The sequence below is a fragment of the Psychrobacter pulmonis genome, assembly GCF_904846465.1.
Classification (GTDB): domain Bacteria; phylum Pseudomonadota; class Gammaproteobacteria; order Pseudomonadales; family Moraxellaceae; genus Psychrobacter; species Psychrobacter faecalis.
On record NZ_CAJHAT010000004.1, the window covers coordinates 26,820 to 49,475 of the forward strand.

Annotated in this window: 22 protein-coding genes; 13 read left to right on the forward strand and 9 right to left on the reverse strand. The window is 43.6% G+C overall.

Annotated elements, in window-relative coordinates; translation table 11 throughout:
- Positions 1–85: 85 nt before the first annotated feature.
- From JMX70_RS08135 to JMX70_RS08145, 3 genes are all read left to right on the forward strand, one after another.
- Positions 86–409 (forward strand): hypothetical protein, encoded by a 324-nt coding sequence (locus JMX70_RS08135; protein WP_201591501.1) that lies wholly within the window; start codon positions 86–88, stop codon positions 407–409.
- An 86-nt stretch (positions 410–495) separates the two neighbouring features.
- Complete coding sequence (locus JMX70_RS08140; protein WP_201591158.1) at positions 496–849, forward strand: hypothetical protein; 354 nt, start codon at positions 496–498, stop codon at positions 847–849.
- Positions 846–1,202 carry a TusE/DsrC/DsvC family sulfur relay protein gene (locus JMX70_RS08145; protein WP_406947869.1) on the forward strand — a complete coding sequence of 119 codons (357 nt, stop codon included), beginning with the start codon at positions 846–848 and terminating at the stop codon, positions 1,200–1,202. Before JMX70_RS08140 ends, JMX70_RS08145 begins: the two co-directional genes overlap by 4 nt.
- Positions 1,203–1,314: 112 nt before the next feature.
- On the opposite strand, the gene JMX70_RS08150 is transcribed toward JMX70_RS08145, so the two are convergent.
- Positions 1,315–1,887 carry a tRNA (cytidine(34)-2'-O)-methyltransferase gene (locus JMX70_RS08150; protein ID WP_201591160.1) on the reverse strand — a complete coding sequence of 191 codons (573 nt, stop codon included), beginning with the start codon at positions 1,885–1,887 and terminating at the stop codon, positions 1,315–1,317.
- Positions 1,888–2,142: 255 nt separating this feature from the next.
- On the opposite strand from JMX70_RS08150, the gene JMX70_RS08155 reads away from it, so the two are divergent.
- On the forward strand, positions 2,143–2,283 hold the full coding sequence (locus JMX70_RS08155; RefSeq protein ID WP_144296920.1) for an entericidin A/B family lipoprotein: 141 nt from the start codon (positions 2,143–2,145) through the stop codon (positions 2,281–2,283).
- Positions 2,284–2,347: 64 nt separating this feature from the next.
- Here the strand turns inward: JMX70_RS08155 and hemW are convergent, their stop codons facing one another.
- Positions 2,348–3,670, reverse strand: coding sequence for a radical SAM family heme chaperone HemW (gene hemW, locus JMX70_RS08160; protein WP_201591163.1), 1,323 nt, complete (start codon positions 3,668–3,670; stop codon positions 2,348–2,350).
- A 284-nt stretch (positions 3,671–3,954) separates the two neighbouring features.
- Between hemW and JMX70_RS08165 the strand changes: the two genes are divergently transcribed.
- The 5 genes from JMX70_RS08165 (at position 3,955) to accC (ending at position 9,558) form a co-directional block, all read left to right on the forward strand.
- Entirely contained in the window at positions 3,955–4,446 is a 492-nt protein-coding gene (locus JMX70_RS08165; protein ID WP_201591166.1) for an EVE domain-containing protein, read from the forward strand.
- A 149-nt stretch (positions 4,447–4,595) separates the two neighbouring features.
- On the forward strand, positions 4,596–5,636 hold the full coding sequence (locus JMX70_RS08170) for a peptidylprolyl isomerase PrsA family protein (protein WP_201591169.1): 1,041 nt from the start codon (positions 4,596–4,598) through the stop codon (positions 5,634–5,636).
- A 347-nt stretch (positions 5,637–5,983) separates the two neighbouring features.
- Positions 5,984–7,351 (forward strand): MATE family efflux transporter, encoded by a 1,368-nt coding sequence (locus JMX70_RS08175; protein ID WP_191690966.1) that lies wholly within the window; start codon positions 5,984–5,986, stop codon positions 7,349–7,351.
- Between the two features lie 252 nt (positions 7,352–7,603).
- Positions 7,604–8,032, forward strand: a complete 429-nt coding sequence (gene accB / locus JMX70_RS08180; RefSeq protein WP_144296917.1) for an acetyl-CoA carboxylase biotin carboxyl carrier protein — start codon at positions 7,604–7,606, stop codon at positions 8,030–8,032.
- Between the two features lie 158 nt (positions 8,033–8,190).
- Entirely contained in the window at positions 8,191–9,558 is a 1,368-nt protein-coding gene (accC, locus tag JMX70_RS08185; protein WP_193030191.1) for an acetyl-CoA carboxylase biotin carboxylase subunit, read from the forward strand.
- A gap of 114 nt (positions 9,559–9,672) precedes the next feature.
- On the opposite strand, the gene JMX70_RS08190 is transcribed toward accC, so the two are convergent.
- Both JMX70_RS08190 and leuA read right to left on the reverse strand, forming a co-directional pair.
- Positions 9,673–10,290: a hypothetical protein gene (locus JMX70_RS08190; RefSeq protein ID WP_201591172.1), complete on the reverse strand. Its 618-nt coding sequence runs from the start codon at positions 10,288–10,290 to the stop codon at positions 9,673–9,675.
- Positions 10,291–10,577: 287 nt separating this feature from the next.
- Positions 10,578–12,362 (reverse strand): 2-isopropylmalate synthase, encoded by a 1,785-nt coding sequence (gene leuA, locus JMX70_RS08195; RefSeq protein WP_201591175.1) that lies wholly within the window; start codon positions 12,360–12,362, stop codon positions 10,578–10,580.
- Positions 12,363–12,590: 228 nt separating this feature from the next.
- Between leuA and JMX70_RS08200 the strand changes: the two genes are divergently transcribed.
- Positions 12,591–13,079, forward strand: coding sequence for an Lrp/AsnC family transcriptional regulator (locus JMX70_RS08200; RefSeq protein WP_193030196.1), 489 nt, complete (start codon positions 12,591–12,593; stop codon positions 13,077–13,079).
- Here JMX70_RS08200 and JMX70_RS08205 read toward each other — a convergent pair.
- The 5 genes from JMX70_RS08205 to JMX70_RS08225 all read right to left on the reverse strand — a co-directional run bounded on the left by JMX70_RS08205 (position 13,076) and on the right by JMX70_RS08225 (position 19,733).
- Positions 13,076–14,404, reverse strand: a complete 1,329-nt coding sequence (locus JMX70_RS08205) for a YbfB/YjiJ family MFS transporter (protein WP_201591179.1) — start codon at positions 14,402–14,404, stop codon at positions 13,076–13,078. The genes JMX70_RS08200 and JMX70_RS08205 overlap by 4 nt on opposite strands.
- A gap of 119 nt (positions 14,405–14,523) precedes the next feature.
- Positions 14,524–15,879, reverse strand: coding sequence for an ABC1 kinase family protein (locus JMX70_RS08210; RefSeq protein WP_201591182.1), 1,356 nt, complete (start codon positions 15,877–15,879; stop codon positions 14,524–14,526).
- 69 nt (positions 15,880–15,948) lie between these two features.
- Positions 15,949–16,743, reverse strand: coding sequence for a HesA/MoeB/ThiF family protein (locus JMX70_RS08215; protein WP_201591185.1), 795 nt, complete (start codon positions 16,741–16,743; stop codon positions 15,949–15,951).
- Between the two features lie 102 nt (positions 16,744–16,845).
- A complete protein-coding gene (prmC, locus tag JMX70_RS08220) occupies positions 16,846–17,754 on the reverse strand; it encodes a peptide chain release factor N(5)-glutamine methyltransferase (protein ID WP_201591187.1) in 909 nt (302 codons plus the stop codon).
- Between the two features lie 65 nt (positions 17,755–17,819).
- A complete protein-coding gene (locus tag JMX70_RS08225) occupies positions 17,820–19,733 on the reverse strand; it encodes an AmpG family muropeptide MFS transporter (protein WP_201591189.1) in 1,914 nt (637 codons plus the stop codon).
- 474 nt (positions 19,734–20,207) lie between these two features.
- Here JMX70_RS08225 and JMX70_RS08230 point away from each other — a divergent pair, with 474 nt between their 5' ends.
- From JMX70_RS08230 to JMX70_RS08240, 3 genes are all read left to right on the forward strand, one after another.
- Complete coding sequence (locus JMX70_RS08230) at positions 20,208–21,137, forward strand: LysR substrate-binding domain-containing protein (protein ID WP_191690903.1); 930 nt, start codon at positions 20,208–20,210, stop codon at positions 21,135–21,137.
- A 313-nt stretch (positions 21,138–21,450) separates the two neighbouring features.
- A complete protein-coding gene (locus tag JMX70_RS08235; protein ID WP_144296907.1) occupies positions 21,451–22,452 on the forward strand; it encodes an LLM class flavin-dependent oxidoreductase in 1,002 nt (333 codons plus the stop codon).
- A 48-nt stretch (positions 22,453–22,500) separates the two neighbouring features.
- Positions 22,501–22,653 (forward strand): hypothetical protein, encoded by a 153-nt coding sequence (locus JMX70_RS08240; RefSeq protein ID WP_190295496.1) that lies wholly within the window; start codon positions 22,501–22,503, stop codon positions 22,651–22,653.
- Positions 22,654–22,656: the final 3 nt, after the last annotated feature.

Consider the following 22,656-nt stretch of genomic DNA (forward strand, 5'->3'; position numbering starts at 1 on the left):
CATGACAACTCGCTGTCAAAACAGCCAACTTAATAATAACCAGATGAATAATAGTGGTTGGCGATAATCAGATTAGGAATACATGATGAAATTACTCATTCGCTTGCACACAGCTACCGAGATGGCAAGCTATGAAGGCTGCGCGCTGGCTTTAACGTTAGCGACTTTTGGTCATGAGGTGCAGCTGTATTTGGATGCGCCGGTCTTTGGTTTTTTAATGCAGTCTGAATCACGTTTGCATGGCATGATTCAGTCGCTTGAGTTATATGATATGCCAGCCGCTTGGTTACCTGACGATGTGTTTAGCGGTTGGATCGCGGGTATGTTACCGGCAGATTTGGCGACGCAGCTGACCTTGATACCAGAGGTGGTAAATTCGCAAGAATTTGACCAGATTTTGGTCTTTTAGTAGCAACTTTTTGGGCTAGGACGAATTTACATTGTTAATATTTATTTTAATATGACAATAAATACAGTAAGTAAGCGGACACGATTATGGCAACTTTATACCAATTACATAGCAGTATGGATACGCTCAGACGCAGCACAGAACAAATGACATCGACGTGGCGTGCGGGTGATAGCATTATACTATTAGGCACAACGGTCGCTTTTATTGACTGGTTTAATGCTTATTTGGAAGACCTTGAGGACATTGAAACAAAAGAGGTAGCGGCAATTTATGCCCTCGCTGAGGACGTAGCGCAGCTGAACGATAATATAGTAGCAAAGCTCAATTTATCCGCCAAATTAACGGCTATTTTGAGCGATAATGAATGGGTCGCCTTAACTCAAAATACTCATACGAATGGCGCTACCTTTGATAAAGTGGTAACAATTGCTCTATGATGAATTCTAAAGATAATATTACACCTGCTGAGAAGATGACTGCAGTGGACTTAGACCAAGACGGGCATTTATGCGACCATACAGTTTGGACGCCTGCGATTGCGCAGCAGCTCGCGAATACTCTAGATGTGACTTTAAATGCTGAACATTTATCCATCTTACAGCAGGTACGCGCATTTTTTACCAAATTCAATCACGCGCCAGCGACCCGCCCGCTGATTAAATGGCTACAGCAAACCTTGCCTGAGCATGACATCAGCAATCAAAAGCTCCAGCAGTTATTTAGTACGGGTTTGGTTGCCCGTCATGTCAATCGGCTTGCTGGCCTGCCAAAACCGCCAAATTGTTTATAAAGCACGTGGTTTATAAAAAAAGCAGCAAAAAAGCGGTTAAAGAAAATTAAACGACTGATTTTCTTTAACCGCTTTTTTACCCAATTACCCTGCTAGCTTCTCTATCTCTACTCTATTTTGGGTCATAAACGGTCAAGGTGTCATAACCGATACTGCGACCTTCATCGCCGTCAAATCCTTGCTGTCGCCAAACTTCATACAAGCATATTGCCACGCTATTAGAAAGATTTAAACTGCGCGAATCCGCAAGCATTGGTAAGCGTAGCCAGTTATCAGCGCCGATATCGGTACGGATATCCTCTGGCAGCCCTGCCGTTTCAGAACCAAAGACCAGCGCCACATGATGTGAAGATGGACTATTAGACGCACTGCTATCTAAATGCTGAGTCGTTTGTCCGCTAAAATCATAGTCATAAAACGGTTTACTCAGCTTAGTCGTCAGTGCGGTGATAATCTCGCAACCAGCCGCTTGTAGCGCTTGCTTGGTCATTGCCCAATCGTCATGTACTTGCAGATGAGCGTATTCACGATAATCGAGACCTGCACGGCGTAGCTTCTTATCGTCGAGCTCAAACCCTAACGGTCTAACCAGGTGTAGCTGCGCCCCACTGTTGGCACATAAGCGAATAATATTACCAGTATTGCTAGGCATCTTTGGCGCTACCAACACGATATGAATGGTCATACGAACTCCATAAATGATTTAAGCATTTTGTCTAAACGTATATAACAGACGTAATCAAAAGTTACAGTTTACTGCCAATAATTACATTTTGATACTGGGCACAGATTTTAACTTTGATTATCATGACCCTAATGGATAGCGAGATAATTTAAAAACATTGTCCTTGTATCCTGTAACCCCTCAGTGAAACTTATGTAAAACGCTAGGTTCCATTGTTATGACTTATAACACTCTATCTTTTTTGAGGAAAAAATTATGAAAAAATTAGTTATCGCTTCTTTGACTGCTATGTTTGTACTAACTGGTTGCAACACTTTTAAAGGTCTAGGCCAAGACGTATCAAGTGCCGGTGGCGCTGTAACTGGTACTGCACAAGAAGTACAAAACAAAATCTAAGCCTTTTTAGGCTTATATTAAAGAAGCTTATCATTTGGTAAGCTTCTTTTTTTGTCTGCACGCTTTATAAAAATACTCTTAAGATCTGATTAAGATATCTTCTACCCAACGCCGTTGGCTGTAAGTGTTCATTATCATCTACTAAAAGCCCTTGTTTAATAAGTTGATTTACTTCTAGAGCAATATTGTCATAGCTCAGCCCTGTTCGAGCTTCAAACAAAGACCATGTCACGCCTTCATGTAAACGTAAGGCATTAAGCATAAACTCACTGACCAGCTCATCACGCGTAATTGCCTGCCAGCCGACCATTTTTGGCGCGCCCTCTTTTTTTATATTATTCATCGTGTCGATATCAAAAGTCATATAGTCTTTTGGCATACGAGATTTGCTAAAGCGATAAATACCCGTCTCTGTTGATACCTTTTTTAATACCTCATCAGACAATTTATCAGCCGTTAATGTTTGATTTCCATATCTATCATCAATGGTGACTTTACCGTGCGCACCAGCACCAATCGCTAAATAATCCCCAAATTGCCAATAATTGACGTTGTGACGGCAAGGTTTATCGGACGCACCTGCCCAGGCCGACACTTCATAGTTATCATAGCCCAAACGCTCAAGCAATGTCTGCCCCGCTTGCTCGATATCTGCCAAACTATCTTCATCGGGTAAAATCGGCTGACTGCGATAAAACACCGTATTTGGCTCAATGGTCAACTGATACCATGAAATATGAGTAGCACCTGCGTCATGTGCCATTTGAATGTCGTTCAGGGCTTCACTCATCGTTTGCTGCGGTAGCCCATGCATCAAATCGACGTTGACACGTTCAAATCCAGCGCGACGAGCGGCTTTAATAGCTGATAGTGCTTGGGCGGGATCGTGAATACGCCCCAGCGTGGTGAGCTGGCCAGCAGCAAAGCTTTGTACGCCAATCGACAAACGATTGATGCCTACGTCTAAATACTGTGCAAATGGTGCATGCTCAAGGGTGCCTGGATTGGCCTCCATCGTCACTTCAATGTCACCGGCAAACTGAAAAATCTCACGCAAACCGTTAAATAAACGCTGATACTGAGCAATGGGCAGTAGCGACGGTGTGCCGCCACCGATAAATATTGAGCTGATTTCTCGTCCTTGGGTTAACGCTTGCTGTGACGCTGCATCAAGTAATAGCGTATCAACGTACTCATCGTACATAGATAGCTGACTGTCCATCGGCAGCTCATGCGAATTAAAATCACAATAAGGGCACTTTTTCACACACCAAGGAATATGGATATAAAGTGCTAACGGAATATCTTTCACTATAAGCGCACTTGTTTCGTTACGATTAGTAGCGTCAAGATTATTCGAAAAATGAGAAGATTTGATATTTGACATAAGCGGACTTATCTATAAAGGAGTAGCTGCGGTCGTCAGCAGAAAGTAGCGCTAGGATAACGGCTGGGCGCGCTAAAGAAAAGCCTAATCAGCATAAATTGGCCATAAAAGTATTGGGAACAATCGGCGTTTGCAGCAATAGCTGATAGCAGTAATGCTAAACAAGCTAGATGTCTACAAAGAATGAAAATAAATATGGAATAAAAATAGATGATGAGCAGCTTTTAAAGCCATCACTATTAAATCGTTATGATTACATTAATAATTTTACAAGGATAAAAACCATGGCATATTGGCTTATCAAATCCAATCCTCGCTGTTTTAATATAGAAGATTTACAACGTGCAGGCACGGAGATGTGGGATGGGGTACGTAATTATCGCGCCCGCAACTTTATGCGTGATGATATGAAAGTTGATGACAAAGCATTTTTTTATCACTCTAGCGCCAAACCTTCTGGCGTCGCTGGTATCGTGACTATCAGTAAAGCTGGTTATCCCGACCCCACCCAGTTTCACCCCGAACATCGCCATTATGATCCTAAAGCAACTGAAGATGAGCCACGCTGGTACATGGTAGATGTGACTTTTGAGCAGGCTTTTACGGATATACTGCCATTAGCGCAGCTTAAATTTTTGCCGGCGCTTGAGGATTCTTTATTGCTAAGAAAAGGCTGTGAGCAGCTGACCATTTTGCCGCTTGAACCCAAGCATTGGAACACGATTATGGATATGGCAGAAGAGCTGAATCTGTTGCCAGAGAATGATAGGATTTGACGGTAACGATGGCGTAAGAATTTTTATGGTATGAGTGCACATTTATCCACGCACATACCTGATAGATTTTGCTATATTTATACACAGAAATTATTTTTTATTTACGCTTCTCTCTTATTATTATAGCAATCGACCATCAGGACTCATTTATGAGCGCACCCAAGCTACTATTATCTGTGTTAACCGCCAGTATTCTCAGTCTAACTCTCAGCGCCTGCGGCAGTGATGGCGATAAAGTTAAGAAAGAATATGATCGCGTAGAAGAACAGGTAAGAGACGAATACGATCGCGTGGAAGATAAAGTCAAAAAGAAATATGAAGAGGTCGAAGATAAGTTAAGCGATGATGAAAAATCCATGGCTGAGATTTTGGAGTCGGTCTTTTTACCAGAAGAATCGCTTGATAAGTTCTTGGATAAGTTAACTCCAGAAGGCGGTCGCGGCGGTCTTTATGTAGGTCACTTTGTCGAGATTGATGATGGGGACGACAGCGATATCGATATCGGTGCGGTATACTTTGATATCAGTAAAGATGGCGCTGGTAGTGTTGATGGTAGCTTTAGTTATCAGCAGCAAGCTTGCCAAGAAAACAATGTGTTAGGTATCAATTCAGCAATTAAAGTCGACAACTATATCGCTGGTAAAGTAACGGGTAGCCTTGATACATTAAAATTCTTAGATATTAAGTATGTCAGCGATTTAGGGATAGAGACACCAAACTTATTAACGACTTTTGCTGGTAACTTTGCAAAAAATGAAGCAGGTGCGCCTTGGAAAGGCAGTTTTGAGTACCAAGACGGTCTGGGCGGCAAGAAATTATCAAGCGGTCAAGATAATTGTAATGTCAGCTATACCATCAGCGACCGCTCTAACTTTAAGACTTATCCACTTGATTATCAACTTGGCGAGCTAAACCTAGATATTACCGGTAATGGTAGTCAAAAAACGATTACTTGGCAAAATCCTAGCAATACTAAGCACGTCTTATTAAGTCAAATTGATGTTAATAAAGCAGAATCGGGCGCTAACGGTTATGTTCAGAATCTGCTATTGAGCAATCTTGAAACTCAGTTTGCGCCTGTTATTCCCGATCGCTCAACCAATTATGCGATTGTCGTACAAGCATTCGATGCAAATAACAGCTTGATTGGCTATCAAGCGCTGGTACAGGACTTACCTGAATCGTTGTAAATAGCTGCTTTTGTCTGTACTGCTATCCTAGCTAAAGAAGAGACAAATATGAACAAACACTGCTAAAACGCTGACCCCATGCTTTAGCTTATTTGCTATCTTTCTGATGATGACCTCTCAATTCTACTTATGGATTGACGGGTCATTTTTCATTTTAGTCTTAACTGTTTAATTTTTTACTTTATCGGCATGTTGTTATTAATAATCATTAAAAATGGACTTGCTCATATTATTTATCGGAGTATTATCGTCGCACCAATCCTATTTCACTGTTTCGCTATTAACTTGTTGATGGCAGCATTTGCTCATCCACAATAATTACTGCAAAGAATAAAAAGTTGCTCATTATGGTTTTCCCATTGTCCTTTAGAGATTTTAAAAGTTACAGCTTACGCTTAGGCGTACTCGCCCTCCCCATCTTAATTACCCAGTTTTGCCAAGCAGCGCTTGGTGTCGTCGATGCCATTATGGCCGGTAAAGTCTCCGCCCTTGATTTGGCAGCCGTGGCCGTCGGCTCCGGTATTTGGCTACCACTGTTTTTATTGGCGACCGGTATTTTGATTGCCACCACGCCGCTTATCGGCGAAGCCATCGGCCAAAACAATCATAGCCAAGTGCCGCATATTACCCAGCAATCGTTATGGACGGCCGGCGTCATTGGTATTCTCGGCTTTATCATTGTCAATCTAGCGCCCAATATACTTGGGGTGATGGGCGTGCCTGAAAACATCCAACCCATCGCTGCGCAATATTTACATGGGGTATCGTTCGGTTTTCCGGCAATCGCGGTCTATGCCGTGCTGCGCAGTTATTGTGAGGCGCTCGGCCGACCTGAGCCGGTGACGGTTATTAGTATCATCGGACTGCTTGCCGATATTCCGCTTAACTATATTTTTATCCATGGTTTATTTGGTATGCCCGAAATGGGCGGCGCTGGTTGCGGGGTGGCAACGGCAATCGTACTTTGGATTAATGTCTTGCTATTAGCGACATATACCAGCTTTACTAAGCGTCAACAGTTTGCCAGTACGCGCTTCTTTTATGCTTTTGCTAGCCCTAACCGCACGCAAATTAAAAAATTACTAAAACTTGGTATTCCGATTGGTATTTCTATCTTTTTTGAAGCCAGCTTATTTAGTTTAGGGGCACTAGTTATCAGTCCGCTCGGTGAGATTGCGACCGCTTCACATCAAGTGGCACTTTCGGTGACCTCGCAGCTGTTTATGATTCCCATATCAGTTGCGATGGCGCTAACCATTATGATTTCTAACCGCTTTGGTGAAAAAAATCTGATGGCGCTGCGTCAAGTGTTAACTACAGGGCTTGTATGGACGGTTATCATTGCGCTGACGTCTATGCTCGGCGTTTGGTTATTTAGGCCGCAATTGGCGGCGGCATTCACCGATAATCCTGTGGTACGCGCGCAAGCCATGCACTTACTCATTTTTGCCCTCGCTTATCAATTATTTGATGGCTGGCAAGTCAATGTCGCTGGTATATTACGCGGTATGCAAGATACCACTGTGCCGATGTGGGTGACGCTATTTTGTTATTGGTTGGTTGCTTTACCACTTGGCGTCTATCTGGTGCGCTTCACCGACGTTGGCGCACAGGGTTTTTGGATGGCGCTCATCACTGGGTTATTCTTATCGTCTATATTATTAAGTCTGCGTCTGCGCTATCAGCAAAAACGCTTGACAACATTATGGGCCTGATACTGTCATACGCTTGGTTCAAACGTAGCATCTAGTAACCATGACTGGCGCTACCTTATGACATCGACTATCATAAATCATTGAATATTTCTTACGCTTAAGCATGCTTACGTCATAATATGTAAAAAAACTCAGTTAACAACTGTACATCGATTGCTCATTGGCGTGAATATAGGTATCATTAGCAATTACCAATACAATATTTAGTTACACTATTTTTTCTAGAAATTAGTACAAGGCAAAATTAAAATTATGGATATTGAAAAAATACGCACCCTGATCGCACTCATGGAAGAAAGTGAACTGGTTAATTTAGAAATCAGCTCAGATGACGAACACATCAGTTTGACTCGTCACTATGATGCGCCAGCACCGACGATGATGGCTGCGCCTGCCGCAGGTGCTGCACCTGTCGCTGCCGCCGCAAAAGCCGCTGTCAAAGCTGGCAGCGTTGAAACCTCGCCGATGGTGGGTGTTTATTATTCAGCGCCAAGTCCTAATGACCCGCCATTTGTAAAGGTCGGTCAAAAAGTGCAAGCAGGCGATACGCTTGGTATCATCGAAGCCATGAAAATCATGAATCCTCTTGAAGCGACTCAAAGCGGCGTCATTGATGAAATCTTAGTGGATAATTCTGAAGTGGTACAGTTTGGTCAGCCAGTCATACGCTATAAAGCGTAACGCTATCTACCAACCTTTACTTTGTAATGATTGAGACCTCGTTATTATTCATCGACATCAGCGCTCAATTTGTCTAAATTTGATGTAGCGCCGTTTGCTGTTACGATGTCCAAAATAGCGAGGCTATCAATGACTGCCGCTTCGACAAGGATGACCCCATGATAAAAAAACTGCTCATCGCCAATAGAGGTGAGATTGCCCTACGTATCGTTCGAGCTTGCAAGGCGCTTGGCATAGAGACCGTCGGCGTCTATTCAACGGCGGATGCCAATTTAATGCACCTACGCTTTGTTGATGAAGCAATCTGTATTGGCAAACCCAATGCCAACCAAAGCTATCTCGATATTAGCACCATTTTGACCGCCGCTGAAATCACTGGCGCTGATGCCATTCACCCTGGTTATGGTTTTTTGGCAGAAAATGCTGAGTTTGCTGAACGCGTTGAAGAAGCTGGCTTAACCTTTGTCGGTCCCAATGCTGACCACATTCGCTTAATGGGCAATAAAGTATCAGCCATTAATGCCATGAAAAAAGCAGGCGTACCAACAGTTCCTGGTTCAGTGGGTGCCGTCACTTTGCATAACGCTGAAGAGCAAGCGCGCAATATCGGCTTTCCGCTTTTGATTAAAGCTGCTTCTGGTGGCGGTGGCCGCGGTATGCGCGTTGTTGAACGTTTTGATGAGCTTATCGGCCAAGTACAAGCTGCCAAACAAGAGGCTGAACTGTGGTTTGGTGATGATACCGTTTATATGGAGCGTTATCTCCAAAATCCGCGCCACGTAGAAGTACAGGTACTGGGCGATGGTAATGGCAATGCCATTCATCTGTATGACCGCGATTGTTCATTACAACGTCGTCACCAAAAAGTCTTAGAAGAAGCACCTGCCCCAGATATCCCTGACGATGTGCGTCAGCCCATTTTAGATGCCTGTGTCAAAGCTTGCGAGCTGGTCAAATATCGCGGCGCGGGTACGTTTGAGTTTTTATTTGAAAATAATGAATACTTTTTTATTGAGATGAATACCCGCGTGCAGGTTGAACATCCAGTCACTGAGATGATTACGGGTATCGATGTCGTCGTTGAACAGCTTAAAATCGCGGCTGGCTACGGTTTATCGTATCGTCAGAGCGAGATTGAAATTCAAGGGCACGCCATAGAGTGTCGTATCAATGCCGAAGATCCAGCGACCTTTATGCCTTGCCCAGGTACGGTCAATCAGTTGTTTGCCCCAAGTGGCGCGGGCGTGCGTTTTGACTCGCACCTCTACCCAGGTTATGAGATTCCAAGCTATTATGATTCCTTGATTGGCAAGCTGATCTGTCACGGTCAAACACGTCAGCAAGCGATATCTAAAACCCTGCATGCGCTTGACGAATTGGTGATTGAAGGTATCAAAACCAATATATCCTTGCATCGTGATGTTATTTTAGCGGATGATAAATTTGTTAATGAAGCGCAAAACATTCACTACCTAGAAAGAGAATTATTAACATCTAATAAGGATAAAGCTGATTCTGCTTCTTAGTTAGTCTTAGTCTTTTTGTTTAAGCAGAAATTAAAAAAAACCGCTACCTAAAAGATAGCGGTTTTTTTATATGTCTAAATTTTATAAAATGCTGCTTAAATTTTATAAATAACGCTAAGGTAATATTCTGGTGAAATTCATAAAGCATTCTGTGCCCTCAGGATCGGCGCACCACTGCATTTTATTACCATCATGATTTAAAAACGCTATTAATGCCTCGCCAGTTTGATCTACCTGATTGCCCGAGCAATCGACTTCGTTATTATCATAAACCGTTTTTAGCGCAATAATAGGCAAGCCTTCATCACGATGGGTGACTAAGTAGCGCCCGTAGGTCCACTCTTTACCACTAACTGCCCACATCTCATTATCGGCCGCAAAATTATAAATCTCTCGACATTGAGTAGACTTAGCGGTTGCGGTTAGCAGGTTTTTACTGCTAGTTGGCTGCACCTTGACGATACGCTTTTCATTTTGGGTCAACACGCCACCCTCAGCGCCAGTGCCTACTTTTGGTTCATCAATTTTGCCCAGCTCCATCTTTGACGCCGCTTGCTTAGCTTGCGCATCTTTGGTCATCGTGATGCCACTGTCTAAATCTATCTCCCACTGTCCGGCGATAGCGGGACTGATATGGGTGGTAACGGTAGGTTTGCTAACCGCTTCACCGTTCACTGGCAGTGACGCTAAAATAGAGGCCAATGAAAATGAAGCAAAAGATATAGGTTCCATAATTAACCTTTTTTAATATTATAATAATAAATAAGACGTACATTAGCGTAAGTCTTAGACACCAAAAACACAAGTAACATTATGCTATTAGTCGTACGACTTTGACCAACCCTGACCTCAACGTAACCCTTCATCAATAAATTCATGCCCAATATTGTTCTTAAAACTCACCTACCAAATATTAAGTGTATATACACAAAAATAACGCCATGGCTAATTTGCAAAAGCCATGGCGTTATAAACTAACATCGTAAATCGAACTATTTTATTATCGGCTAAAGGCGATATTAAGCAGCAACTGGACTAGCCGCTTGAGCAAAAGCAGATAACGCCCCTTTCAGCATCGCTGATACCGTGCTACTACAAGTGCCGATGCCTGAGTAAACATCACCGTCAACATTTAGCTGAATGTAAGCTGCGGCATTGGCGTTGGTTTTATTGTCATTGTTGGTATCATCATCGATACCATTACCGCTGTTGTGCTGCGGATTAATCGCGTGTTCAGCGTAGTTGATAACATGGATAGATTTACCCGTGTGCTGCGCAAGCCCATCAATAAACGATGACAATGGGCCATTACCGGTTCCGTCAATAGTAATGGTGTCGCCATTCATCTGTACTTGACCGTTAAAGTAGACCTCGCCGCCCTTGTTATTGACACTATAATCTAGAAGCTCGAGGCTGCCTTGCTGTAGATATGTCTCTTCAAAGGCTTGTAAGATTTCATCGTTTTGCAATTCACGAGCAGCGCTTTCCGCTTGTTTTTGGACCACGCCGCTAAAGTCAATTTGCATCCAGCGCGGTAAATTAAAGCCATAATTGCGCTGCAAGATATAAGCAACGCCGCCTTTACCAGATTGGCTATTGATACGCACCACATCTTGATAGCTGCGACCGATGTGCGCCGGATCAATTGGCAGATAAGCAACGTCCCAGACGTTATCGGTTTCATCTTGGTGTTTTTCATTGTAATCAAGAGATTTTTTGATGGCATCTTGATGCGAGCCGCTAAAGGCGGTAAAGACCAATTCGCCAACGTATGGATGACGCGGATGTAAGGGCAAGTTATTACACTCGCTCACCACTTGTACAATCTCGCTCATATTACTAAAATCAAGCTCGGGGTCTATACCTTGGCTAAACAAGTTCATCGCCATCACCATGATATCCATATTACCGGTACGCTCGCCATTGCCAAGCAAGGTGCCCTCGATACGATCGGCACCAGCAAGCACGCCAAGCTCGGCAGCAGCTACCGCACAGCCACGGTCGTTATGCGTATGTAAGCTTACCGTGACATGCTCACGCTTGGCAATATGACGACAAAAATACTCAACTTGGTCGGCAAATACGTTTGGCGTTGATGCTTCAACCGTCGCTGGCAAGTTTAAAATCACTTCTTGGCCGTTTTCAGGCTGCCAAACCTCACAAACTGCGTCACAGACTTCTACCGCATATTCAGTTTCCGTTTGGCTAAAGCTTTCAGGCGAATACTGAAATACCCATTCTGTTTCAGGGTACTTGGCCGCATATTCAACCAATAAATTAGCGCCAGCAATGGCTATTTCTTTAATTTCTGCTTTATCTTTAGCGTATACTTTTTCGCGTTGTACACGACTGGTTGAGTTATAGACGTGAACGATGGCACGCTTCGCGCCTTTTAATGACTCAAAAGTACGAGCAATCAAATGCTCACGCGCCTGTACCAATACTTGCAAGGTCACATCAGCTGGCACATGATTTTCTTCAATGAGTTTACGCGCAAAATCAAACTCTACTTGCGCCGCTGACGGGAAACCTATTTCAATCTCTTTAAAACCCACATCGACCAAGGTTTTAAAAAAGCGCATTTTTTGTTCAATGGTCATCGGATCAATCAGCGCCTGATTGCCATCACGCAGGTCCACGCTTGCCCAAATTGGTGATTTCTCAATCGTCTTGCTCGGCCAAGTGCGATCTGGCAGCACAGGTGCAAACGCAAATGGACGATATTTACGGAAATCAAAAGCGGCATTTTTTGGGGTGACTTTTGCAGGCGCGCGGTCTGCATTGCGTGTTGCTTGATTAGGCATAATCAATCCTTAGATAACATAAAGAGCTGAGTTGAAGTATAGGTTTTAACTGGGCAACTAATGACCAAGCACTCTTTATCATACGAGATAATAAAAGTTTATGCCATTATAATAACAAAGTTTCTATGCTAGAAATCAGCTTTATTTAGCTACTATTTATAAAATTTTAGTGAAATAAACCACTATCTCACCTATAATTAGATTATTTCACTAGACAGATGATATCCGATGTTAAATAATCATACGAACAATGTTTTACCTATAGATATTGATGCTATCGACAAACAGTTATTACGCTTACTACAAACCCAAGCACGTATGAGTATTACCGAGCTTGCCGAGCAGGTGAATTTATCGGCGACCCCTTGCGCGCGCCGTATCAAACGCTTGGAAGAAGTAGGTATTATCACCGGCTACCATACCCAGACCGATGCGCAAAAACTCGGTTACCCTCTGGCGGTATTTATTGCGATTAGTATGGATCGCCATACTGCAGATCGCTTTGAGCATTTTGAAGAGAAAATCCAAAGTTTTGATGAAGTGGTGAGCTGTAGTATCGTCACCGGTCGCACCGAAGATTACTTAATCAAAGTACGGGTGCGTGATATGGCACATTATGAGGAATTTTTATTGCATAGGCTCAATCGTATCGAAGGCGTCGCTCAAGTGCATACCAGTTTTGAGCTACGAGAAGTCTTTAGCCGTAGCGTGGTCTAGTTTGACTGCTTTTGAGCTTGACGCTGAAAAAAGAAGACTAAAACCAACCCTAATAATAAACCGCTCGCTGCGACCAACAAACCCGCGTTAAAATTGTCCTGTTTCCCTGCCAGCGCTACCGTGACCAGCGGCCCTATGAACTGCCCTATGGCATAGGCCAAAGTTGCCAGTCCAATCAACAAATTTGAGTAAGCAGGATTGATGTTTTTAATCAAATTAAGTGTCATTGACACCATACCGACAAAGGTTAATCCTAAAATCACCGCATTACCGTACAAGCCAACAGCGCCATCAAACCATAGCGGCAAACACATGCCAAACGCTTGCAATAACGTCAACCCCATCAAGGTTCTGCTTTCGCCAATACGCTTGGCAAGCGCGCCCCAAATAGGGTTCGATAGCATGGCAAAGATACCAACTACCAACCAAATCAGTAACCCTGCATAGTTTTGTGCCGTCAGGCGCTGCGTTGCCATGACTGGCAAAAAAGTCGCCGACGTAATATAACCAAACCCCGCCAGCACATAACTTGCCGACAGTAATGCAATCGCCTTGCTATGACCAGCGGCCGCTTCATATAACGAACGTTTAAAATTACGATAAGCTTGCGGTACAGATAGGCGTTGATTGTTATGGTTTAATTCGGCAGGCTTCGATTTGAGAGCCTTTTGCTGAAAGGATTGTAAATTAGAAGACGTGGATTTAGATGAGTGTGAAGCGGACGAAATCAAGCTTTGCGGTCTGATAGCATAAAGTAGCCATAATAACGGCAGACTGATAATTCCTGCTACCAGCCAAATGATATCAAAATGATAACCGAGCGTTAATAGCCACCAAGTCAAGACGGCAGAGGCACTGATACCGACGCCAATCCCTGCATAATGTAAGGCTGAAAGTACCGAGCGGCGCTCATCACTAAAGCTTTGAATCACCAGCGATGAGCTTAAAATCATGGCCACCCCGCTGGCGATACCTGATAGTAGCCGAATGACATACCAGCTATTTAATGACAGATTTGGCACCACCAATAGCATGGTGGTCACGATGCTGACGGCTGTCCATGTTATGAGCATTTGCCATGTCAAACGCTGAGGCACAAACATCGCAATCAGCGCCCCAATAAAATAACCACTATAATTGACCGAAGCCAGCCAACCTGCAATGACCGTCGATAACGATAATTGCGTCATGATATCAGGTAAGGTGGCGGTAAATAAAAAGCGCCCAAACCCCATCACTACTGCCAGACAATACAACCCTATGCAAGCAATCGCCGTTTGATGGGTAATAATAGTAGCAGCACGGCTTTTAAGAGCAGTCATCATGACAGAGCCATTTTGTGGCAAAACGCCCACAATCCTTTGTGTTAAAAAAAGCCATACCTAACCAATTAAAAATAGAAAAACGTCTCAATACAACACTTACTGCTATCACGTGCTTACTACTAAGAAATATTGCGAATTGGATTGCTTGCTTGTTCAGCTGCTTCCGTCTGCCCTAGCATTTGCACGCGCTGATCGCTAAACATATCCATGTCAGGGGCAAGCGTGCGCATAAAGCGATCAAAATAGAGCATTTGCTTGGTCAATAAGGCAAAGTCACGTGGGAAATGAATGCCATGACGCTTGCCGACCTCAACAATCTCAAGCATCATCTTATTTAATTCATCGGCTTGCTCTTTACTATTAAAAGGCACACCGCTGGTAAAGGCTTTGTCTTCTGCCATAATGGTTTTCATCATACGCTGCAAATCATTGCCCAATGCCGCGACCTCAACTTGATTGCCGCCATGGGTCATCTCCATATCAATCATATGGCGCGCCATGGCTTGATAATCACTGTCTTGCATTGCCTGCATCATACCCATACAGGCGCGCCAGCTTTCCGCTTTTAATTTACCAACGATACCGAAGTCCAAGAAACCAATACGCCCATCGGTTAATAGCATCAAGTTACCTGCGTGCAAATCCGCATGGAAACTATTACATAGCATCAAACTGGCAAACCAAGTATTAAGGGTATCTGCCATCACTTGTGCCGGATCATTACTATACTGACGCATGGCGGCTTCATCTACCATAGAAACGCCGTATAAGCGGCTCATAGTCAGCACGCGCTTGGTGGTCAGCTCCTCATAGACAGTTGGCGCAACGACGCGTGTATTTCCTGATATCGCTAAAAACTGCTGAAAATCACGGATATTTTGCGCCTCAGCGATAAAATCGGTTTCGGCAAGCATCCGCAGACGAATCTCATCGATAATTGGCGCAATACTGGCAAAGCGCATCGAAGGCATTAGTAGCTCAACCAATTTAGTCACGCCATGTAAGACGCCCAAATCGGTTTGCATAATGGTTTCAACCCCCGGTTTTTGTACCTTTAATACCACTTCATCACCATTATGCAATCGCGCGGCATGCACTTGGGCAATAGACGCTGAAGCGAGTGGTTTTTCGTCGATATAAGCAAAAATCTTTTCAAGCGTCAGGCCAGTGGCGGCCAGCTCTTCTTTTAATACCTGTTCGATATAAGTGTAGGATAATGGCGTCGTTTGATCCAAACAGCTCTGAAACGCCTCTACATATTCACGTGGAAATAATGACGGCGTACTGGCAATAAACTGCCCGATTTTTATATAAGTCGTGCCCAATTGCTCAAAGGTTTCTTTTAACAGCATCGCATCAGGTTTTTCACCCTTTGCAACTCTCAGTGCAGACAAACCAGCAACGCTTGCGGTTTGGCGCACACGATTAACGACATTAAAGGTATGCTTTAATAAATGCGGACGATGAATTTTCATAAAAAAACAACTATGGTAATAAAAAGGAGGTTATGAGGATAGGAAGAGTTAAAAAGCTTGAGCAATTTGCTAATGTTTGGCACAAATCGGACAATGCACATCTTTGCGATAGCCCATCAGTCGTTGCTGCATCTGGCTACCATCCCATATTAACAGCTTATTTGTCAGTGGATTTTTGGTTAATCCTAGATATTGTAGCGCTGCATTGGCTTGCAAGTTACCCATAATAGCGGGCGTGGTGGCGAGTACCCCTGAATTGGCACAAGTACGTTCATCCGCCGCTGCATCGTCTGTTACCGAACCAAAGACGCAATGATAGCAGCCGGTATTTAAGTGCGGCTCATATAGTGCCAATTGTCCTTGCATGGCTATCGCTGAGGCGGATAATAACGGAATCTGGTAACGCACACTAATGCGGTTGATGATATCGCGAGTGGCAAAATTATCCGTGCAGTCTAAAAGTAAGTCAGGCTTACCAGATGCCATCTCAAGCAGCTCATAAGCATTGTCTTCACTCAATCTGGCCACTGTCCCACGCGCGCTAACCAAAGGGTTAATTTTGGTCAGCATATGAGCTGCCGTGAGCGCCTTAGGTTTGCCGATATCTTCAGGTAAAAATAGCGTTTGGCGTTGTAGATTACTGGCTTCAATCACATCATCATCAATCAGCTGCACTTGCCCAAGCCCTGCCCGCACTAACATCTCAGAAGCAGGACAACCGAGACCGCCCGCCCCAATCATCACGATTCGCGAGGCTTTCAAACGTAGCTGCGCATCGATATCCCAGCCATCAAGCAAAATCTGCCGCGCATAACGCAGCAGTTCTGCATCTGTTAGCTGTCCTGTTTCTTTGGAGTGCGTCATACTTTCTACCACTATTTTTTACCACAAGTTATAAGCAAAATATCTATTATTGAAAACCTATTCTTAAAGACTCACCTTTAAAAACTTACTCTTAAAAACCAATTATAACAGCTGACCTAAAGTCACCCTGTCATTACCGCCAAAGTCCTGCACAGTATGAACAGACTCAAAGCGATTGTCCAAAAATAGCTGACGAACCGCTAAACCTTGATCAAAACCATGCTCAATTGCTAAAAGCCCAGCTGCATTCAAATATTGCGGTGCCTGCTTAACAATAAGCGCTATATCGGCAAGTCCATGATTGGGGGCGCTTAAGGCGCTAATCGGCTCGGCGACCAGTCTTGCTAAATGCTCATCTTCTTCATCGATATACGGCGGGTTGGATACAATCACATCAAATAATGGCTCATTCTGAGCAGACAGCACCTCATACCAACTGCTTTGGATAAACTTAATATCAGCAGCAACCTCATTTACCATTGCATTATGCTTCGCTATTTTTAACGCCTCTAGCGATAAATCAACGGCAACCACTTGCCATCTCTCAGCCTTATTGTTTGGCTGACGCTTATTTAACTCATGCGCGAGGCTAATCGCTATACAGCCTGAGCCAGTGCCCAAATCTAAGAGGCGCTTTGGTTTATTATCGTCATCGTTGCGGTTTGGTTGAGAGTTTATCCAAGCTAAAACTTGTTCAATCAGTACCTCAGTATCGGGTCTCGGTATCAATGTATGCTCATTGACTGTAAAATTCAGCGACCAAAATTCTTGCTGTCCCGTTAAATACGCCAAGGGCGTGCCCTGCTGCATCTTAGTCACACCCGCATAAAATTGCGTAAGCTCGCTATCGGTCAGTTGATAGTTTTCATCTGTGATTAAAAAAGAGCTTGGCTGCTCAATGACAAACAACAGCCAATCCGTGAGCCAAAACGAGGGCAAATGACTATTTTCACTATCGTTTAGCCACTGCTGAATTTGTTGTTTTATTTGACCAATGGTAGCTGCTGTCATAGATAACTCGTAAAGTCACTGTTTACTGAATAAGCCTGTTGAACTTGCTATATGTCATGCATTAACTAATCTGAAGCACGGGGCGGCTCTTTGGTATCCGTTAGGTTTGGATTGGCTTTGGTTAACTTATCGCCAATACCGCTGCCGCCTTCACTATCGCCATTATTGTCATAAATATCGTCGTTATCACCAATAACGATATGTTTATCGACAAAGTAAATCAGCGCTAAAATTGGAATACCAATCGCAAAGGTAAAAATAAAGAAGAACGGATAGCCCATACTATCAACGATAGAGCCTGAATAACCACCCATTACTTTAGGAATAAGCGTCATTAATGAAGAAAAAATAGCGTATTGTACCGCGGTAAAACGGATAGAAGTCAATGCCGATAAGAAAGCAATAAATACGGCGCTGGCAAGACCAGCGGCTAAGTTATCAAAAATCACCGCCATATACATAATAGGCAAGCTGCCAGGATTGTAAGTCAGCACCACAAATAATAAATTGGTCGCACAAGCGAGAATGGCGCCAATCATCATCGCATGCATGATACGAAAACGCTGCGCCAACAGACCACCTAAGAAACCACCAGCAATGGCCATAATGACGCCAACCAGTTTTACCGCATTGGCAATATCGGTTTTACTAAAGCCCATATCTTGATAAAAGACGTTTGATATCACCCCTGCCACGATGTCTGAGATACGGTACAAGCCAATCAGCGCTAATAACAATAATGCCTTTTTACCATAGCGTCTAAAGAAATCCAATATAGGCTCAATCCACGTCGCCATCGCAATTTCTTTTTTCACCAAACCGACTTTTACCAAGGCATAACCCGCTGCCAGCGCTACAGCTAAGCTTGTTAGCAAATGCAGCGTCTCACTGATAAAGCTGACAAACACACCATCAAACTCGGGCAATCCTTGCCCTATCAAAACATAGGCGGCGATAAAGGCGACGACGGCAAAAACAAACAATAAAACCAATCTGACATAGTCTTCGCGGGTTTCAGCCACCAATGGCGCTTTATTGATAATTTTAGGTTGATTAATCATAAAATAAAGCAGCAGCAATGGCGCACAAGCAACCAATGCTAAAAAGTAGAACTTAATGCTCGGCATGGCTATCAGCGGTATCAGCGCAATGCTACTATCAAAAACTTTATTAATCAGAATATTGACAAGATATATGGCGCTAAACAACAACGCCGGTATTAATAGTAACGCTGAGTAAATTAAGAAAACTTTGAGGTTATTTCTTTGTTTATTATTTTGCAAAATCTCAGCGGTTGGCTCATAGCTGGCAAAGGTGGTCAATATACCTAAAGTCATGACTCCAGCCATAATATAATAGGTATTGCGCCACGCTTCATAACTATAAAAGCTTTCCGTTGAACCAAAATAATCTGCTAAATACAGCGCGCCTGCCCCAGCGACAATCATACCAATGCGGTAACCTGACACATAAATAGAGGACAAAATAGACTGCATCGATGGCGGTGCCAGCTCAATGCGGTAAGCATCAATAACGATATCTTGGGTAGCAGAAGAAAAGCCCAACAAAACCGCCGCGCCCGCCATATAAACCAACACGTCTTCGCTGATAGGGTTGACCGTCGCCATCAAAAAAATGGCCAATACAATCAGCATCTGCGATACCACCATCCAGCTACGGCGACGACCCAACCATTTGGTCAAAAAAGGGACCGGCAGCGCGTCGATTAATGGCGCCCAAATAAACTTAAAGGAATATCCCAATGCTGCCCAGCTGAACATGGTGACGACACCGCGGTCAATGCCTGCTTCTCTTAACCATAACGACAGACTGGAAAAAATAAGCAAAATGGGAATACCGGCCGAAAACCCTAAAAACAGCATGATAATAACGCGCGAATCTAGATAAGCCTTGGCGGCTTCTGCCCATGATTTTTTGGCAATCGGTTGTTCAGGCGTTACAGGTTGGACAGCAGACATAATCACTCACCAAAAATTGAGATAAAAAACACAACTGCGCACAATTTTTATCAATCATTTCTCAGTAATACGGATAAAAAAGATCGATAAAAATTGCTCAGCGTTGTATAAAAACCATCGTTAGCACAAAATTGAATTATGGTACTTGAGAACGCTAACCTTGACTAGATGTTTTTGCATTAACTTAATAACCATAGCATTTGGCAACACCGTTTATTTCAATACGGTAACGTCGTGTATCAGTAGCTCACCCAAACATTAAAACAATCTTTCTTTCGTTGTCTATTGCTTTAAACACCTATTGTCAATTTAAGAAAAATAAATTACTATATATTCCAAATTAGTATAAATTCATAGCCATTTATTATATACGAGAATAATAACTTTGATTTACACTAGCGACTTATTGAATGCTTGTAGTTTTTTATTTTTATATACAGACGAGGTTTGTATATTTATACATAGGGTTAAATGATGGCAATCGACGTAGTGGTCAATCAACGGCATCTACAAATCCAGCTCAAACAGTTGGAAACAGTGTGGCATACGGTAATCAATGGCTATAATTTAAGTCAAGCGGCCACCGTGCTGCATACCAGTCAATCGAGTCTATCAAAGCATATCGCGGCACTTGAGAACCAGCTTAAAACCGAAGTGTTCGTGCGCCAAGGCAAACGTCTAACAGGACTGACGACCATGGGTACAGCGCTGATGCCGCATATCGAATCTATCTTTGCTGAAATCCGGACCATTGAAAACCTCAGTTTGGATTTTAATAACCCCAATATTGGCACACTGACCATTGCGACCACCCATACGCAAGCGCGTTATGTATTGCCAAGAGTGGTCAAAGAATTTAAAGATCGTTTTCCCAAGGTCAATTTAATCCTGCAACAAGCAGATCCCGAAACCATCGCGCAGATGGTTATTCGTGGGCAGGCAGATATTGGCATTGCGACCGAATCCTTGTTGCACAATGATTATCTACGCTGCTACCGTTATTACGACTGGACGCATCGGGTTATTGTACCGAGCGACCATGAGCTGGCGGGTTTAGAATCGATTGATTTGCCAACCCTTGCCAGCTACCCGATTGTCACTTATCACGGCGGCTTTACGGGACGCGGCGCGATTGACAAAACCTTTAGCGACGCAGGACTTGAGCCTGATATTGTACTCGCAGCTCTTGATGCCGACGTGATTAGCACTTATGTTGGATTAGGATTGGGCATTGGTATTATCGCTGAAATGGCATTTGAGCCAAGCCATTATCATAATTTAACCGCCATTCCTGTCGATCATTTTGGACGTTTTACCAGTTGGATGGCGGTACGTGATGATGCAGAAATCCGTCAATACGGACGCGCCTTTATGGAACTATGCCAAAAGCAATTTAGTCAGTAGCTTTGAATGTAGTGAGTAGCTTTTTAAAACTCAGCACTTAGGCAATGAATAATAACTTCAAGCATTCTGCTTAATCATGATTTCTTTGATAAATACAAATGGCACCGTTCTCAATAGATAGCGGTGTTTTTTTGCTCTTATACATGCTGCGAATTATTACGATTTGTTATTATTTTAAGGGCTGACCTTTATATTCTCTATAACTGCCCCATCATATGAGCTATTGAATCATCAGCCTGCTTTTTATTCCTGATATTTAAAAACTAACTATAAAAACGTCGTTGCAAGGCGACCGCATAAAAATAGGTGAATCATGAGCAACACAATTCCATTATCATTTTTAGACTTAGCACCCGTTCCCGAAGGCAAAACCATTGCTGAAGGCATTGCCCAAACCGTTGCTATCGCGCAGCAAGCAGAAAAATCTGGCTTCAACCGCTATTGGATGGCCGAGCATCACAATATGCCGGGTATCGCTAGTGCGGCGACGTCGGTGCTGTTATCGCACATCGGTAGCCAAACCAAGCGCATACGCATCGGGGCTGGTGGCGTCATGCTGCCCAACCATGCACCGCTTATCATTGCTGAGCAGTTTGGTACCTTACAGGCGTTATACGGTGACCGTATCGATTTAGGTTTAGGCCGCGCGCCAGGTACCGATGGTGCAACATTTCAGGCGCTGCGCCGTCAAATGCAAGATGCCGATCGTTTCCCGCAAGACGTCCAAGAGCTTATGTATTTCTTAGGTGATGGCACCGATGACAGTCCTGTGCAATCATTCCCAGGGGCGAAATCTAATATTCCTATTTGGATATTGGGCTCGTCTCTTTTTGGCGCCACTCTAGCAGCGCATTTAGGCCTACCCTATGTGTTTGCCTCGCATTTTGCGCCGCAGATGATGGCACAAGCGATTAATGCCTATCGCGAACAGTTTAAACCATCAGCGCATCTAGATAAGCCTTATGTAATGCTGGCGGCTAACCTGCTACTGGCTGACGACGATGCAACGGCGCATTATCACTTTACCTCAGCGCAGCAAAGCTTTGTCCGCTTGCGCCGCGGTGAGCGTGGACAAATGCCTATGCCAACTCATGATATGGACAGCATCTGGAGCCCTGCGGAAAAAATGATGGTAGACAACGCTTTATCGGTGTCATTTGTTGGTTCTGTCGAAACGGTCAAACCAAAACTGGCAGAATTTATCGCAAAGTATCAACCAGATGAGCTAATTGTCACCGCCAATGTTTATGACCAGGCAGCACGTCTGCGTTCACTGGAACTTACATCTGAGTTAAACTTGTTTACTTTACAATAACCCGCGCCGCTTGCATAATTATTGATAAACCTTAAGGAGGTTATGGTCATGGAACCTTCTGCCTTTATCGGCTCATCAATATTTTTATACATCGTCGCTTTTATTGTGGTCTTGATTATTGGCGGTTATTTGACGTATCGTGTTAGCCCTAAACGCAAACATCGCCGCGTGAATAATCATGATAAAGACAATGTGAGATAACGA

Coding starts and splice junctions, on each gene's coding strand:
- JMX70_RS08135 (WP_201591501.1), top strand. CDS start 86: ATGAAATTACTCATTCGCTTGCACACAGCTACCGAGATGGCAAGCTAT.
- JMX70_RS08140 (WP_201591158.1), top strand. CDS start 496: ATGGCAACTTTATACCAATTACATAGCAGTATGGATACGCTCAGACGC.
- JMX70_RS08145 (WP_406947869.1), top strand. CDS start 846: ATGATGAATTCTAAAGATAATATTACACCTGCTGAGAAGATGACTGCA.
- JMX70_RS08150 (WP_201591160.1), bottom strand. CDS start 1,887: ATGACCATTCATATCGTGTTGGTAGCGCCAAAGATGCCTAGCAATACT.
- JMX70_RS08155 (WP_144296920.1), top strand. CDS start 2,143: ATGAAAAAATTAGTTATCGCTTCTTTGACTGCTATGTTTGTACTAACT.
- hemW (WP_201591163.1), bottom strand. CDS start 3,670: ATGTCAAATATCAAATCTTCTCATTTTTCGAATAATCTTGACGCTACT.
- JMX70_RS08165 (WP_201591166.1), top strand. CDS start 3,955: ATGGCATATTGGCTTATCAAATCCAATCCTCGCTGTTTTAATATAGAA.
- JMX70_RS08170 (WP_201591169.1), top strand. CDS start 4,596: ATGAGCGCACCCAAGCTACTATTATCTGTGTTAACCGCCAGTATTCTC.
- JMX70_RS08175 (WP_191690966.1), top strand. CDS start 5,984: ATGGTTTTCCCATTGTCCTTTAGAGATTTTAAAAGTTACAGCTTACGC.
- accB (WP_144296917.1), top strand. CDS start 7,604: ATGGATATTGAAAAAATACGCACCCTGATCGCACTCATGGAAGAAAGT.
- accC (WP_193030191.1), top strand. CDS start 8,191: ATGATAAAAAAACTGCTCATCGCCAATAGAGGTGAGATTGCCCTACGT.
- JMX70_RS08190 (WP_201591172.1), bottom strand. CDS start 10,290: ATGGAACCTATATCTTTTGCTTCATTTTCATTGGCCTCTATTTTAGCG.
- leuA (WP_201591175.1), bottom strand. CDS start 12,362: ATGCCTAATCAAGCAACACGCAATGCAGACCGCGCGCCTGCAAAAGTC.
- JMX70_RS08200 (WP_193030196.1), top strand. CDS start 12,591: ATGTTAAATAATCATACGAACAATGTTTTACCTATAGATATTGATGCT.
- JMX70_RS08205 (WP_201591179.1), bottom strand. CDS start 14,404: ATGATGACTGCTCTTAAAAGCCGTGCTGCTACTATTATTACCCATCAA.
- JMX70_RS08210 (WP_201591182.1), bottom strand. CDS start 15,879: ATGAAAATTCATCGTCCGCATTTATTAAAGCATACCTTTAATGTCGTT.
- JMX70_RS08215 (WP_201591185.1), bottom strand. CDS start 16,743: ATGACGCACTCCAAAGAAACAGGACAGCTAACAGATGCAGAACTGCTG.
- prmC (WP_201591187.1), bottom strand. CDS start 17,754: ATGACAGCAGCTACCATTGGTCAAATAAAACAACAAATTCAGCAGTGG.
- JMX70_RS08225 (WP_201591189.1), bottom strand. CDS start 19,733: ATGTCTGCTGTCCAACCTGTAACGCCTGAACAACCGATTGCCAAAAAA.
- JMX70_RS08230 (WP_191690903.1), top strand. CDS start 20,208: ATGGCAATCGACGTAGTGGTCAATCAACGGCATCTACAAATCCAGCTC.
- JMX70_RS08235 (WP_144296907.1), top strand. CDS start 21,451: ATGAGCAACACAATTCCATTATCATTTTTAGACTTAGCACCCGTTCCC.
- JMX70_RS08240 (WP_190295496.1), top strand. CDS start 22,501: ATGGAACCTTCTGCCTTTATCGGCTCATCAATATTTTTATACATCGTC.